Annotated in this window: 17 protein-coding genes; 16 read left to right on the forward strand and 1 reads right to left on the reverse strand. The window is 71.0% G+C overall.

Annotated features, from left to right (window positions below):
• Positions 1 to 143: 143 nt before the first annotated feature.
• The 5 genes from MKK84_RS10010 to MKK84_RS10030 all read left to right on the forward strand — a co-directional run bounded on the left by MKK84_RS10010 (position 144) and on the right by MKK84_RS10030 (position 4,235).
• The gene (locus tag MKK84_RS10010; protein WP_243919257.1) at positions 144 to 707 is read left to right on the forward strand and encodes a ubiquinol-cytochrome C chaperone family protein; all 564 of its coding nucleotides are present in this window, start codon (positions 144 to 146) and stop codon (positions 705 to 707) included.
• Positions 704 to 1,231, forward strand: a complete 528-nt coding sequence (locus tag MKK84_RS10015) for a YceD family protein (protein WP_243919258.1) — start codon at positions 704 to 706, stop codon at positions 1,229 to 1,231. Before MKK84_RS10010 ends, MKK84_RS10015 begins: the two co-directional genes overlap by 4 nt.
• A gap of 384 nt (positions 1,232 to 1,615) precedes the next feature.
• A complete protein-coding gene (gene plsX / locus MKK84_RS10020) occupies positions 1,616 to 2,650 on the forward strand; it encodes a phosphate acyltransferase PlsX (RefSeq protein ID WP_243919259.1) in 1,035 nt (344 codons plus the stop codon).
• Between the two features lie 80 nt (positions 2,651 to 2,730).
• The gene (locus MKK84_RS10025) at positions 2,731 to 3,738 is read left to right on the forward strand and encodes a beta-ketoacyl-ACP synthase III (protein ID WP_243919260.1); all 1,008 of its coding nucleotides are present in this window, start codon (positions 2,731 to 2,733) and stop codon (positions 3,736 to 3,738) included.
• Between the two features lie 167 nt (positions 3,739 to 3,905).
• Entirely contained in the window at positions 3,906 to 4,235 is a 330-nt protein-coding gene (locus tag MKK84_RS10030) for an integration host factor subunit alpha (protein ID WP_243919261.1), read from the forward strand.
• Positions 4,236 to 4,300: 65 nt separating this feature from the next.
• Here MKK84_RS10030 and MKK84_RS10035 read toward each other — a convergent pair whose 3' ends face one another.
• On the reverse strand, positions 4,301 to 4,849 hold the full coding sequence (locus MKK84_RS10035; protein WP_243919262.1) for a carboxymuconolactone decarboxylase family protein: 549 nt from the start codon (positions 4,847 to 4,849) through the stop codon (positions 4,301 to 4,303).
• Positions 4,850 to 5,109: 260 nt separating this feature from the next.
• Between MKK84_RS10035 and MKK84_RS10040 the strand changes: the two genes are divergently transcribed.
• The 11 genes from MKK84_RS10040 to MKK84_RS10090 all read left to right on the forward strand — a co-directional run.
• The gene (locus MKK84_RS10040; RefSeq protein ID WP_243919264.1) at positions 5,110 to 5,832 is read left to right on the forward strand and encodes an SDR family NAD(P)-dependent oxidoreductase; all 723 of its coding nucleotides are present in this window, start codon (positions 5,110 to 5,112) and stop codon (positions 5,830 to 5,832) included.
• A gap of 23 nt (positions 5,833 to 5,855) precedes the next feature.
• Positions 5,856 to 6,983 (forward strand): hypothetical protein, encoded by a 1,128-nt coding sequence (locus tag MKK84_RS10045; protein WP_243919266.1) that lies wholly within the window; start codon positions 5,856 to 5,858, stop codon positions 6,981 to 6,983.
• Positions 6,980 to 7,447 (forward strand): NUDIX hydrolase, encoded by a 468-nt coding sequence (locus MKK84_RS10050; RefSeq protein ID WP_243919268.1) that lies wholly within the window; start codon positions 6,980 to 6,982, stop codon positions 7,445 to 7,447. Before MKK84_RS10045 ends, MKK84_RS10050 begins: the two co-directional genes overlap by 4 nt.
• Positions 7,444 to 7,902, forward strand: a complete 459-nt coding sequence (locus tag MKK84_RS10055) for a TIGR02301 family protein (RefSeq protein WP_243919270.1) — start codon at positions 7,444 to 7,446, stop codon at positions 7,900 to 7,902. The genes MKK84_RS10050 and MKK84_RS10055 overlap by 4 nt, the downstream gene beginning before the upstream one ends.
• A 171-nt stretch (positions 7,903 to 8,073) precedes the next feature.
• On the forward strand, positions 8,074 to 8,328 hold the full coding sequence (locus MKK84_RS10060) for a hypothetical protein (RefSeq protein ID WP_243919272.1): 255 nt from the start codon (positions 8,074 to 8,076) through the stop codon (positions 8,326 to 8,328).
• Positions 8,329 to 8,560: 232 nt separating this feature from the next.
• Complete coding sequence (locus MKK84_RS10065; protein ID WP_243919274.1) at positions 8,561 to 9,412, forward strand: YgfZ/GcvT domain-containing protein; 852 nt, start codon at positions 8,561 to 8,563, stop codon at positions 9,410 to 9,412.
• Positions 9,413 to 9,471: 59 nt separating this feature from the next.
• Complete coding sequence (locus MKK84_RS10070) at positions 9,472 to 10,086, forward strand: DNA-3-methyladenine glycosylase I (RefSeq protein WP_243919276.1); 615 nt, start codon at positions 9,472 to 9,474, stop codon at positions 10,084 to 10,086.
• A 29-nt stretch (positions 10,087 to 10,115) separates the two neighbouring features.
• A complete protein-coding gene (locus MKK84_RS10075) occupies positions 10,116 to 10,676 on the forward strand; it encodes a hydrolase (RefSeq protein WP_243919291.1) in 561 nt (186 codons plus the stop codon).
• 52 nt (positions 10,677 to 10,728) lie between these two features.
• A complete protein-coding gene (locus MKK84_RS10080; RefSeq protein WP_243919277.1) occupies positions 10,729 to 11,241 on the forward strand; it encodes a tyrosine phosphatase family protein in 513 nt (170 codons plus the stop codon).
• 132 nt (positions 11,242 to 11,373) lie between these two features.
• Positions 11,374 to 11,634, forward strand: coding sequence for an exodeoxyribonuclease VII small subunit (locus MKK84_RS10085; RefSeq protein WP_012320922.1), 261 nt, complete (start codon positions 11,374 to 11,376; stop codon positions 11,632 to 11,634).
• Between the two features lie 43 nt (positions 11,635 to 11,677).
• Positions 11,678 to 12,007: 1-deoxy-D-xylulose-5-phosphate synthase N-terminal domain-containing protein (locus tag MKK84_RS10090; RefSeq protein WP_313899327.1), on the forward strand; the 330-nt coding region annotated here is incomplete at its 3' end.

Raw genomic sequence — 12,007 nt, forward strand, 5'->3', positions numbered from 1 at the left:
AAACGTGTGGACGGACAAGATGCAAACGATGCCGCGGACACGGAATTCCGACGACGCTTGCGCCCTGGGCGTGGGTTGCCGTACCGCGGGGTTATGGCTTTGACAAGGCAAGCTTGGCCACACAACACCGGGGTGTGGCATCGATGATCGCGCGGCTGTTCCGACGGGCGAATGCGCGGCGGCAGGCCGTCGAGGGCCTGCACGTGGCGCTCAGCATGGCGGCCCGCCGCCCGGGCCTCTACCTCCGCCTCGGCGTGCCCGACACCGTCGAGGGCCGGTTCGAGGCCCTGTGCCTGCACGCCATCCTGGTTCTGCGCCAGCTGAACCGGCTGCCGGCCCCGGCTGCCGAGGTGGCACAGGATCTCGTGAATTCCGTCTTCACCCAGCTCGATGCCTCGTTGCGCGAGCTGGGTGTCGGCGACATGGGCGTGGGCAAGCGGATGAAGAAGCTCGGCGCGGCCTTCTACGGCCGGGCCACCGGCTACGACACCGCCCTGGACGCGGGCGACACGGCGGCCCTGCGCGCGGTCCTCATCCGCAACGTGCTGGGCGGCGAGGGCGACGGGGCTGGGCTTGCCACCTATGTGCAGGCGGCCGACGAAGCCCTCGCCGGCGCCGATCTCGACACCCTGCTCGGGTCCGGGCCGCCCTTCCCGGAACCGGAGGGCTTCGCGCAGGCTGAAGAAGCAAGAGGAGCCATCGCATGAGCCGGGACAGCCGCCGGGAGAATCCGCATGAGAGCGGCCCGCTCGTGCGCTGGGTCAATGTCGAGCGCCTGCCCCAGGGACGGGGCGCCGTCACGGTCGAGGCGAGCCCGGCCGAGTGCGCAGCGCTCGCCGCGGACTTCAAGATTCCGGGACTCCGCGATCTGGTCGGGCGGTTCGCGATCTCGGGCGCCACCAGCCGCCTGACCGTGACCGGCACCGTGGACGCCCTGGTGACGCAGGTCTGCACCGTCAGCCTCGAACCGTTCGAGGGGCCGGTCCACGAGCCGGTGGAGGTCGTGTTCACCGACACCGACCAGCTCGCCGGCACCGACGCCGAGGATGCCGACATCCCCGATCCCCTGGTGGGCGGACGCGTCGATTTCGGCGCGCTCACCGCCGAGTTCCTGGCGCTGGGGCTCGACCCCTATCCGCGCAAGCCCGGCACTACCTTCGAGCCGGTGGTGGCCGGCGACGATGCAGGGCCGCTCGCAGCCCTGGGCAAGCTGCGGGACGGCGGGGGCTGACTTTTCGCGGTGTAGCGCGCCGGCCCTCCATCGGGCGCATCCGGCGCAAGCGGAAGCAGCCCGGAATTCAGCGCGCGAAACGACGCGAAGCGCTCTTATGAAACGCGCTGAGCCGCTTGCGCGACGCTCCGTGCGCCCGATCAGGTTCCGCTGAAGGTCCACTTGTCCGGGAAACGCGTGTGCTTGAGGGATTCGGGCGGCGAGAGGGCGTGACGCCCGCAGGCGAACACCCCGAAAACGCTGCCTTCGCCCCCTCCGGCGAATAACGGAACCGTCCGGCGGCCGATTTCATTTGCCCGCCGGGCCGGTATCGCTATGGTCCGCCGCGCCCGGTGGGACCCTTCCCGCCGGATCCCCCGCCGAGACCTGCGACCCGCTACCGACATGTCCCAACGCGTGTGCATCTCGCTCGACGCCATGGGCGGCGACCACGGGCCCTCCACGGTCGTGCCCGGTGCGGCGCTGGCCCGTGAGCGCCATCCCGAGACCACCTTCCTGATGTTCGGCGACGAAGCGGTGATCGCCCCGCTCGTCGCCAAGGAGCCCCGGCTCAAGGACTGCGTCGAGATCCGCCACACCAGTGTCGCGGTCGCCATGGACGACAAGCCGAGCCAGGCGGTGCGCCAGGGGCGCGGCAAGTCGTCCATGTGGCAGGCGATCCAGGCGGTGCGCGACGGGCAGGCCGACGCCTGCGTGTCGGCCGGCAACACCGGCGCCCTGATGGCGATGTCGAAGATCTGCCTGAAGACCATGTCGGGTATCGAGCGTCCGGCCATCGCGTGCCTGTGGCCGACCGTGCGCGGCGAGAGCGTCGTGCTCGATGTCGGTGCCACCATCGGGACGGATGCCGAGCACCTCGTCGAGATGGCCGTGATGGGCTCGGCCATGGCGCGGATCGTGTTCGACCTCGAACGCCCCACCGTCGGCCTGCTCAACGTCGGCACCGAGGAGATGAAGGGCAACGAGGCGGTCAAGGAGGCCGCCCGGATGCTGCGCGAGATGGAGAGTTCGGGACTCGCCTATCACGGCTTCGTCGAGGGCACGGATCTCGGCCGCGGCACGGTCGACGTGGTGGTGACCGAGGGTTTCACGGGAAACATCGCCCTCAAGACCGCCGAGGGCACCGCCAAGCAGATCGGCACGTATCTGCGCGCCGCCATGACCCGGACGCTCGCCGCCAAGATCGGTGCGCTGTTCGCCCGGCAGGCGTTCCGGGCGCTCAAGGACAAGATGAACCCGAGCCGGGCCAATGGCGGCGTCTTCCTCGGCCTCGAAGGCATCGTCATCAAGAGCCACGGTTCGGAGAACGCGCAAGGGTTCGCCGCCGCCGTCGATCTGGCGCACGACATGGCCCGCCACGACATGATCCGCACGATCCGCGAGATGCTCGACCAGACGGCGGCCCTGGCGCCGGCGTAACGCCGTGCAGGATGGAAAACGGATTACTCCGGCATCACCCGCAAGGGTCGTGATGTCGGAGCCGTCCGGGAAGGACAGAGATGGCAACCCTCCGCACTGACCCCGAACAGAGCCGACGCGCGCCTCAGCTGCGCTCGGTGGTGGTCGGGACCGGCTCGTGCCTGCCCGAGACGGTGGTGACGAACGCCGCCCTCGCCGAGCGGGTCGACACCTCCGACGAATGGATCGTCCAGCGCACCGGGATCCGCCAGCGCCACATCGCCGGGCCCGGCGAGACCACCTCGGTGCTCGGGACCCGGGCCGCCCAGGCGGCGCTCGACGATGCCGGGCTGACGGGCGACGACATCGACCTCGTGATCTGCGCGACTTCGACGCCGGACCATACGTTCCCGGCGACCGCCACGCAGATCCAGGCGGCCCTCGGCATCCACCAGGGCGCGGCCTTCGATCTGCAGGCGGTCTGCGCCGGCTTCGTGTTCGGGGTCTCCACCGCCGACAAATTCCTGACCACCGGGGCGGCCCGCCGGGCGCTGGTGATCGGCGCTGAGACGTTCTCGCGGATCCTCGATTGGGAGGATCGCACCACCTGCGTGCTGTTCGGCGACGGCGCCGGGGCGATCGTGCTGGAGGCGCAGGAGGACGCGGAGGGCCGCGGCGTGCTCAGCACGAGTCTGCGCTCGGACGGGCGGCACCGCGAAAAGCTCTACGTCAATGGCGGACCGGGCTCCACCGGCACCGTGGGCCACCTGCGCATGGAGGGGCGGGACGTGTTCCGCTTCGCCGTGGGCCAAGTCACCGACGTGATCGTCGCGGCGTTCGCGCAGGCCGGCCTCACGGCCGACGACCTGACGTGGTTCGTGCCCCATCAGGCCAATCGGCGGATCATCGAAGCCTCGGCCGACAAGCTCGGGATCGCCCGCGAGAAGATCGTGCTGACGGTGGATCGGCACGGCAACACCTCGGCGGCCTCGATCCCGCTCGCCCTCGACGTGGCCCGACGCGACGGGCGCATCCAGAGGGGCGATCTGGTGATGATCGAGGCGATCGGCGGCGGCTTCAGCTGGGGCGCGGGACTGATCCGCTGGTGACGCTTTCGGTGACAGCCCGAAACGATTCGGTGCGCCCGCGCGGTTGACCGGGGGCGGAGCGCCGATTAGCGTGCCGGATCATAGGGATACGTCTTCAACGTCCGGTGTGGCCTCGTTTCGCCGCACCCGACGCCATGGGACGAGAGACGCGGGCGAGGGGACACGGCATGGCAGGCAAGACGGTGACGCGCGCCGACTTGAGCGAGGCCGTCTACCATCAGGTGGGCCTGTCGCGGACCGAGTCGGCCGCCCTCGTCGAGACCGTCCTCTCGGAGATCTGCAGCTGTCTGGCCGGCGGCGAGACGGTGAAGCTGTCCTCGTTCGGCTCCTTCGTGGTGCGCAGCAAGGGCAAGCGCGTCGGCCGCAACCCCAAGACCGGGGTCGAAGTGGCGATCGAGCCGCGTCAGGTGATGGTGTTCAAGCCATCGAACGTGCTCAAGGCCAAGATCAACGGCCTGAACGGCGCGAACGGTCACGACGAAGACGACGACGATTGAGTTTTTTGCACGCTCCGTCGCAGGGGTGACCGGCTGAGCGCGGACCAGTCCAACGCCGTCGAGGACTACCCGACCAGCGGCGGTAGTGCGGATGCCCCTTCCGGCACCGCGGTGCGGGCGACGTTCATCGTGATGGCCAGCAGCGCGTAGTAGCCGTTGATGCCGGTGAGATCGATCACGCCCTGCTCGCCGAAGCGCGCCAGCGCGGCCGCGTAGCTGGCATCGCTCACCGCACGGTTGTGTGTGAGCTCGGTCGAGAAATCATAGGCCAGCGCTTCGTCGGCGCTCATCGCGTCGGGACGGCGTCCTTCGGCGAGCGCCTGCGCGGTCTCGGGGGCGACCCCGGCCTTCAGGGCGATCGGCTGATGAATCGCCCACTCGACCGGCTGGTTCCAGGCCCGGGCGACGATCAGGATCGTGAACTCGCTGATGCGCAGCGGCAGGGCGCTGCCGTAGCGCAGGTACAGCCCCATCCGGCTCGCGCACAGCATCAGTTCGGGGCTGCGCAGGAGCGGCACGAACGGCCCGAAGACCGGCACGCCGCGCTCGGCCTCGAAGGCTGCCGCGGCCGCGGCCTGCGCCGGCGTCAGCCCGTCGATCGGGATCGCCGGCATGCGATCCGTGCTGTCCTGCTCCCCGACCATAACCGCCCCCACGTCCCGCGCCGCAGCATGCTCTGGATTTCCGGCCCCACTGCGCCTAGACCATTCAGGCTCGCCGGCACGACCTGCGCCCGGACCGGATTGCGCTCCCTAAGAGTGCTCTCTGCCGAAGTGGATGCCGGTTCGACGCAGGTGAGCGCGTCAAACACAAAGACTCATAGCCAGCGAGGCTTACGGCTTTGGCCCTCCCCGTCAACGATCGCCGGCGCATCATGCTGCTCACGGGCGCGAGCCGGGGCATCGGTCACGCCACCGTCAAGCGCTTCTCCGCCGCGGGCTGGCGGGTGATCACCTGCTCGCGCCACCCCTTCCCGGAGAACTGCCCCTGGGAGATGGGCCCCGAGGACCATCTCCAGGTCGACCTCGCGAGCGCGCAGGACACGATGCGCGCCGTCGAGGAAGTCCGGGGCCGGCTCGGCGCCGAGGGCGGTGTGCTGCACGCGCTCGTCAACAATGCCGGCATCTCGCCCAAGGGTCCCGACGGCGCGCGCCTCGGCGCGCTGGCCAGCGATTTCGACACGTGGCAGCGGGTCTTTCAGGTCAACCTGTTCGCCACGATCCTGCTGGCCCGTGGCCTGCGCGACGAGCTCGCCCGGGCCAAGGGCTCGGTCGTCAACGTGACGTCGATCGCCGGCTCGCGGGTCCATCCCTTCGCGGGGGCGGCCTACGGTACCTCCAAGGCCGCGCTCGCCGGCCTGACCCGCGAGATGGCCGCCGATTTCGGGCCGCTGGGGGTGCGGGTGAACGCCATTTCGCCGGGCGAGATCGACACCTCGATCCTGTCGCCGGGCACCGAGAAGCTGGTCGAGCAGATCCCGCAGCGCCGGCTCGGCACGCCGGACGAGGTCGCCAAGGCGATCTACTTCCTGTGCACCGAGGCCTCGTCCTACGTGAACGGGGCCGAACTCCACATCAACGGCGGCCAGCACGTTTGACCGGAGCCTGTGTCCCCTGGGGCGTGGCCGCGGGTCGCGTTGCGCGAGCGGGACGGCGGAGCCGGTCGCTCCTCCTGGCCCTGCTCCTGTGCGCGGGCCCCATCGCCGAGGCGCGGGCGGAGCCGGTCATCCGGGTCCTCGACCTGCCCTTCACGGTCCGGGCGCTGCGCGGCCCCCGCAGCGAGGTGGCGGTCTCGGTCGCGACCTCGGGGCTGCTGCCGATCGCCGGCGCGAAGGCCGGCCATGACGCGGGCGACGAGGAGAGCGCGCCGGTCGCCGTGGTCTGGGGCGACGAGGGCGGTGCCGTGCTCACGCTCGCGAACGGCACAGTCACGGTCAAGCCGATCGGGCGCGAGGCCGTGGACGGCTTGAGCGCAGCCGAGACGCCGCGCGGCGCCCTCCCCGGCATGCGGCGGGCCCTCTCGGGTCCCTTGAGCGCCTATCTCACCGGGCGGACCCGCGCCCCCGACGGCAGCGAGGCCGCCGCCGTCCTGACGATCCGCGAACGCCAGCCGATGGCGGTGAGCACCGATCCGAAGCCCGTTCCGGTCGCCACCAGCACGGTGCCGGCGGGGGGCGATGCGGTGTTCGCACCGCTCCGTCCGCGCCTGCTGCGCCTCGCCGGCCGCCCGGCATTCCTGGCCGCGACCCTGTCGGGTGCCGGTTCGGGCGGCCTCGCGCTGATCACGCATCCGAATGCGGAGGCGAGCTGGGCCGTCGCGGCGCGCACGCCGCCGCAGTCGGGGCCGCCGCTGAAGATCGCCGGCATCGCCGAGTTCGCCGGATCCGGGACGCTTCAAGCCGCGACGGTCAGCGCGAGCGGCCGGCTCCAGCTCTGGACGTTGCAACCCGACCGGATCGAGGCCGGCGCCGAGGCCGCGGGCTACGCGGCGGGTGGCGGCGATTCCGATCTCGCGGTCACCGCACCGGCCGGAGGCGCCTCACCCGAGCTGGTGCTGCCGGTAGCGGGGCGTCCCGAGATCGCCCTCGTATCCGCGAAGGGCGCCCTGCACGAGCGCCTGCGCGTGACGCTGCCCGCGCCCGCCACGAACGGAATCGTGGTCCTCGGCGAAGGCCCGGCGGCGCGGCTTCTGGTCGGCCTCGCCGACGGACGGGTGGCGGTCATCGCACCCGACGGGGGGACACCGTGAGCGCGGATGCCGAGAGCCGCTTGTTTCCCGCGCGGCCCTTCGTGGGCGCCTCGATCGCGGTGATCCGCGACGACCGGGTCCTGCTGGCGGCGCGGGCCAACGAGCCGATGCGGGGCGTCTGGACGCTGCCGGGCGGCCTCGTGGAAGCCGGCGAATCCCTCGCCGAGGCGGCGTTGCGCGAACTGTCCGAGGAGGTCGGCTTGGGCGCGGAGGTGGTCGGCGTGCTCTCGCCGACCGAGATCATCGTGCGGGACGAGGCCGGTCGCGCCCGGCACCACTACGTCGTCCATCCGCACGCCGCCCTCTGGCACGGCGGCGAGCCCGTGGCCGGCCCCGAGGCGCTCGGCACCCGCTGGGCGACGCTCGCGGAGGTCGCCACCCTGGAGACCACACCGGGCCTGATCGACACCCTGCGCGAGGCCTTCGCGCGCGTCGCGGCCCGGAACGGGGAGGCGACGGCGTGAGGCGACCGGTCACGTTCCTGTGCCTGCTCGCACTTCTCGCGGGGACGGCCATCTCACCGGCGCTGGCTCAGCAGCGCTCCGGGCGGACGACGGCGCCGGCAAAGGAAGCCGCGAAGGAGGCGCCCAAGGACACAAACGCCCCCGTCGACATCCCCGCCCCTTACGACCGCGACCTGATGCGCATGTCCGAGATCATCGGGGCGCTCGCGTTCCTGCGCGGCCTGTGCGCGGCGCCGGACGCCGCGGACTGGCCGGCCCGCATGAAGGCGCTGATCGAGTCCGAGGGCGTGACGCCCGCCCGTCGCGACCGGCTGGCCGGCGCCTACAATCGCGGCTACCGCGGCTACGCGCTGACCTACCGGGTCTGTACCCCGGCCGCCCATGAAGCGGCCGCCCGCTACGTCGCCGAGGGCGACAGGCTGTCGCATGCCCTGGCCGGGCGTTTCGGGGGCTGACACAGAGGGGTGATGTATGCGCGACACACCCCGTCGTGATGCCGGTGAAGCATCGGATTTGAGTCCTCGCGTTAACCGATCCGAAATTCCCGGCTGGCCGAGCCGCCGGGACCCGCCTATCATCCGTTGGTCTACCGGGTCCCGCACCCGGCGCAACGGAAGTATCGGGTCATGCAGCACATCTCTCACACCGCTCCTCTCGAGGTCGATGTCGAGGAGAAGCGCGTCGCGCTGAGTTATGTCTCGGAGGCCTTCGCGGAAGGCTGTCTGGACGGGCTCGACGGAGACTGCATGGCCCAGGCCGCCCTGTTCGCGGCCTTCCAGGAACTGGTGATGACCTACGGCGAGGAAGCCACGGCCCGCTACGCGGAAGGCTTCCCCGAGCGCATCCGCGGCGGTGCCTTCACCATGACCCTGCAGCACTAGAGCATCAACCCGCGGACGGAACGTCGGTTCGGCGCAGGAGAGCGCCTACGGTCAGAGGCCTGAAGCCGTGAACGATTGCAACGCGATCGGGCGCGGCTCCGGGCCGTGATCCCTGGACTCGATCCCGGGCCCCGTTCGCGGACGGTTGAGGCGCGGACAGGCAGCGACTACCTCCCGGCTGCGCGGTCCAGAACTCGCCGGACCCGCGCCGCCGCGTAAGGAATTGCCTGCCATGCCCGTCGCCCTGCTACCAGACCGCGCCCTCGTCACCGTCACCGGGCCGGACGCCGCCGCGCTGCTCCAGGGCGTGCTGACCTGCAATGTCGAGACGCTCCAGGAGGCCGAGGCGCGCCTCGGGGCTCTGCTGGCGCCGCAAGGCAAGATCCTGTTCGACTTTCTCGTGTCGCGCGTGCCGGACGGCTTCCGGTTCGACGTGCAGATGGACCGCGCCGCGGATCTAGCGAAGCGCCTGACGCTGTATCGCCTGCGCGCGCAGGCGGCGATCGCCGCCGACCCGACCGTGGCGGTCGCGGCCGTCTGGGATGGCGCCGTCCCGGCCGCCGCCGAGGCGGTGGCCGATACCCGCCACACCGATCTCGGCGCCCGGCTGTACGCCGCCGAGGGTGCCTTCTCGGCCGACGCCGCGGAAGCCGATTACCATGCGCACCGGATCGCGCTGGGCATCCCCGAGGGCGGGCGCGACTACGCGTTCGGCGACGCCTTCCCGCACGAGGCACTGATGGATCAACTCGGCGGCGTCGACTTCCGGAAGGGCTGCTACGTCGGCCAGGAGGTGGTGTCGCGGATGCAGCACCGGGGCACCGCCCGGACCCGTATCCTGGCGGCCACCTACCCGGATGGCGCCCCCGCGCCGGGCACCGAGATCACGGCGGCCGGCAAGGTGCTGGGCACCACGGGCAGCGTTGCGGATACGCGCGGCCTCGCCCTGGTGCGGCTCGACCGTCTCGGCGATGCGCTGGCCGCCGGGGAGACGCCGCTGGCCGGCGCGCATCCGGTGCGGCTGGAGCGGCCGGGTTACGCGACCTTCGCGATGCCCGAGGCGGCGGCGAGCCAGGCCGGCTGAGCCGAGGCGGCCCGATTCAGCCGGTGGCGTTCTGCTCCTGTTCTCGCTAAAACGGTCCGATGTCCGAGACCGGCCTGATCGACCATCCCGATGGCTGCGCCCGCTGCTGGTGGGCGGGCCTCGACCCGCTCTACGTCGCCTATCACGATACCGAATGGGGCGTGCCCGAGCGTGACGGCCGGGCGCTCTACGAGAAGCTGATCCTCGACGGCTTCCAGGCCGGGCTCTCGTGGATCACGATCCTGCGCCGCCGCGAGGGATTTCGCGACGCCTTCGCGGGCTTCGATCCCGAGCGGATCGCCCGCTTCACGGAGGACGATGTCGCCCGGCTGATGCAGGACACCCGCATCATCCGCAACCGCGCCAAGATCGTCGGGACCATTGCGGGCGCCCGAGTCTGGCTGCGGATCGAGGAAGGCGGCCCCGGCTTCTCGCGCTTCCTCTGGGACTTCGTGGACGGGCAGCCGATCCAGGGCGGCGCCGGGAGCCGCGCCGAGATCCAGACCGAAACGCCAGTCTCCCGGGCGATCGGTAAGGCCCTCAAGGCAGAGGGTTTCTCGTTCTGCGGGCCGACCATCGTGCATGCCTTCATGCAGGCTGTGGGCATGGTCAACGACCACTTCGTCGGCTGCCACCGGCATGGGCCCTGCGCAGCGCTGGGGCAGGCATCGTGAGCGCCCTGCCCCCCCGCGCGTGGCAGCGGATGCTCTCCGGTCGGCGCCTCGACCTCCTCGATCCGGCGCCCCGCGACATCGAGATCGTCGACATTGCCCATGGGCTCGCCCGGGTCGCCCGCTGGAACGGGCAGACCCGGGGACCGCACGTCTTCTCGGTGGCCCAGCACAGCCTGCTGGTCGAGGCGGCCGGCCGCCATCTCGCCCCTGGTTGCACGGACACAGAGGGCCTTGAGCTGCTGCTCCACGATGCGCCGGAATACGTCGTCGGCGACATCATCTCGCCCCTGAAGGCCGCGATCGGCGATGCCTATCGCGGCGTCGAGCTGCGCCTGCTCGACGCCATGCGCCGCCGGTTCAACCTGCCCGCCCCCTCCCCCGCCCTCACCCGCCTCGTGAAGCGGGCCGACCGGGCCGCGGCCCATCTGGAAGCTGTGCGGCTGGCCGGATTTGCGCCGGAGGAAGCCGAGCTCTATTTCGGCGGACCGGCGGATCTGCCCGAAGCCGTGGTCGCCCTCGCCGAACCCTGGCCCACCGCCGAGGCCGAGGTGCGGTTCCTGGCGCGGTTCCGCGCGCTCTGCCCGCAGTGACGGACGAGCCCGCCTTCGATCCGTCACGATCGCGAAGCACTGCGCGTCCACGATGCCGAAGATCTACGTCTGTCCGCTCTCGCGCCTGCCCGAGACCGTCGCCGCCACCGGCGCGAGCCATGTGCTCACGCTGATCAATATCGGGACGCCGCTCGAGCGGCCCGCCTTGATCGCCGCCGACAACCACGCCGTCATCGGGGTCAGCGACATCGCGGAGCCGCGGGACGGACACGTTTTGCCGGCTGAGGAGCATGTCGCCGGCATTCTGGCCTTCGCCCGGACCTGGCCACGGGAGAAGCCGCTGGTGATCCATTGCTATGCCGGGATCAGCCGCTCGACGGCAGCAGCCTATATCGCAACGTGCACCCTGGCGCCGGAGCGCGACGAGGGCGCGATCGCCGATGCCTTGCGGGCGGCCTCTCCGTCCGCGACGCCCAATCCCCTGTTCGTAGCCATCGCCGACCGGATGCTGGGACGGAACGGCCGCATGGTGGCGGCCGTCGCGCGGATCGGCCGCGGGGCCGACGCCTTCGAGGGTGTGCCGTTCTGCCTGGCGCTGACATGAGTTAGGTCCCGGTGTGGCGGAAAGGCCGCCGCGCCGCTCCAAAACGGTCCGGGGCAGCCCGGTGTACTGGTCCCCTGGGTTGTGGCCCTGGGGGCTGGCGCCGTAGAATTCGGTTCAGAGGAAGTATCTGGGATGAGTGCGAGCAGACCCGAGGTGGCCCCCGCCGCCGGCGACCTGCCCTTCGAGAAGGCCTTGGAGCAGCTCGAGGAAATCGTTCGCCGGCTCGAGCGGGGCGACGTGCCGCTCGACGAGTCGGTGGCGATCTACGAGCGCGGCGAGGTGCTGAAGAAGCACTGCGAAGCGCTTCTCAAGCGGGCCGAGGCCCGGATCCAGCGGATCACCCTCGGCTCCGACGGGCGGCCCGAGGGCGTGGCCCCACTCGATATGTCCTGAGGCTCGGGCGTAGAACCGATCCCGTCCGATAGAGGTTGATGCCGTGGCGATTACCCCCGAGTTGAGCGCGCTTCTCGACCGTATCCCGAACCCGGCAGCGTTGCGGCGTCTTCTGGAATCGGAGCTGCAGAGTGTGGCGGATGCGGTGCGCGCCGAGATGATCGACGCCGTCTCGATCACCGGCGGCCATCTCGGCTCGGGGCTCGGCGTGGTCGAGCTGACGGTGGCGCTCCACCACGTGTTCGACACCCCCGACGACCGCATCGTCTGGGACGTCGGCCACCAGTGCTACCCGCACAAGATCCTCACCGAGCGCCGCGACCGCATCCGCACGCTGCGCCAGGGCGGCGGCCTCTCGGGCTTCACCAAGCGC

The sequence above is a fragment of the Methylobacterium sp. E-065 genome (assembly GCF_022829605.1).
Taxonomy (GTDB): Bacteria; Pseudomonadota; Alphaproteobacteria; order Rhizobiales; family Beijerinckiaceae; genus Methylobacterium.

Coding starts and splice junctions, on each gene's coding strand:
- MKK84_RS10035 (WP_243919262.1), bottom strand. CDS start 4,849: ATGCCGGCGATCCCGATCGACGGGCTGACGCCGGCGCAGGCCGCGGCC.
- MKK84_RS10070 (WP_243919276.1), top strand. CDS start 9,472: ATGTCCGAGACCGGCCTGATCGACCATCCCGATGGCTGCGCCCGCTGC.
- MKK84_RS10085 (WP_012320922.1), top strand. CDS start 11,374: ATGAGTGCGAGCAGACCCGAGGTGGCCCCCGCCGCCGGCGACCTGCCC.
- MKK84_RS10040 (WP_243919264.1), top strand. CDS start 5,110: ATGCTGCTCACGGGCGCGAGCCGGGGCATCGGTCACGCCACCGTCAAG.
- MKK84_RS10065 (WP_243919274.1), top strand. CDS start 8,561: ATGCCCGTCGCCCTGCTACCAGACCGCGCCCTCGTCACCGTCACCGGG.
- MKK84_RS10060 (WP_243919272.1), top strand. CDS start 8,074: ATGCAGCACATCTCTCACACCGCTCCTCTCGAGGTCGATGTCGAGGAG.
- MKK84_RS10025 (WP_243919260.1), top strand. CDS start 2,731: ATGGCAACCCTCCGCACTGACCCCGAACAGAGCCGACGCGCGCCTCAG.
- MKK84_RS10080 (WP_243919277.1), top strand. CDS start 10,729: ATGCCGAAGATCTACGTCTGTCCGCTCTCGCGCCTGCCCGAGACCGTC.
- MKK84_RS10010 (WP_243919257.1), top strand. CDS start 144: ATGATCGCGCGGCTGTTCCGACGGGCGAATGCGCGGCGGCAGGCCGTC.
- MKK84_RS10075 (WP_243919291.1), top strand. CDS start 10,116: ATGCTCTCCGGTCGGCGCCTCGACCTCCTCGATCCGGCGCCCCGCGAC.
- plsX (WP_243919259.1), top strand. CDS start 1,616: ATGTCCCAACGCGTGTGCATCTCGCTCGACGCCATGGGCGGCGACCAC.
- MKK84_RS10030 (WP_243919261.1), top strand. CDS start 3,906: ATGGCAGGCAAGACGGTGACGCGCGCCGACTTGAGCGAGGCCGTCTAC.
- MKK84_RS10015 (WP_243919258.1), top strand. CDS start 704: ATGAGCCGGGACAGCCGCCGGGAGAATCCGCATGAGAGCGGCCCGCTC.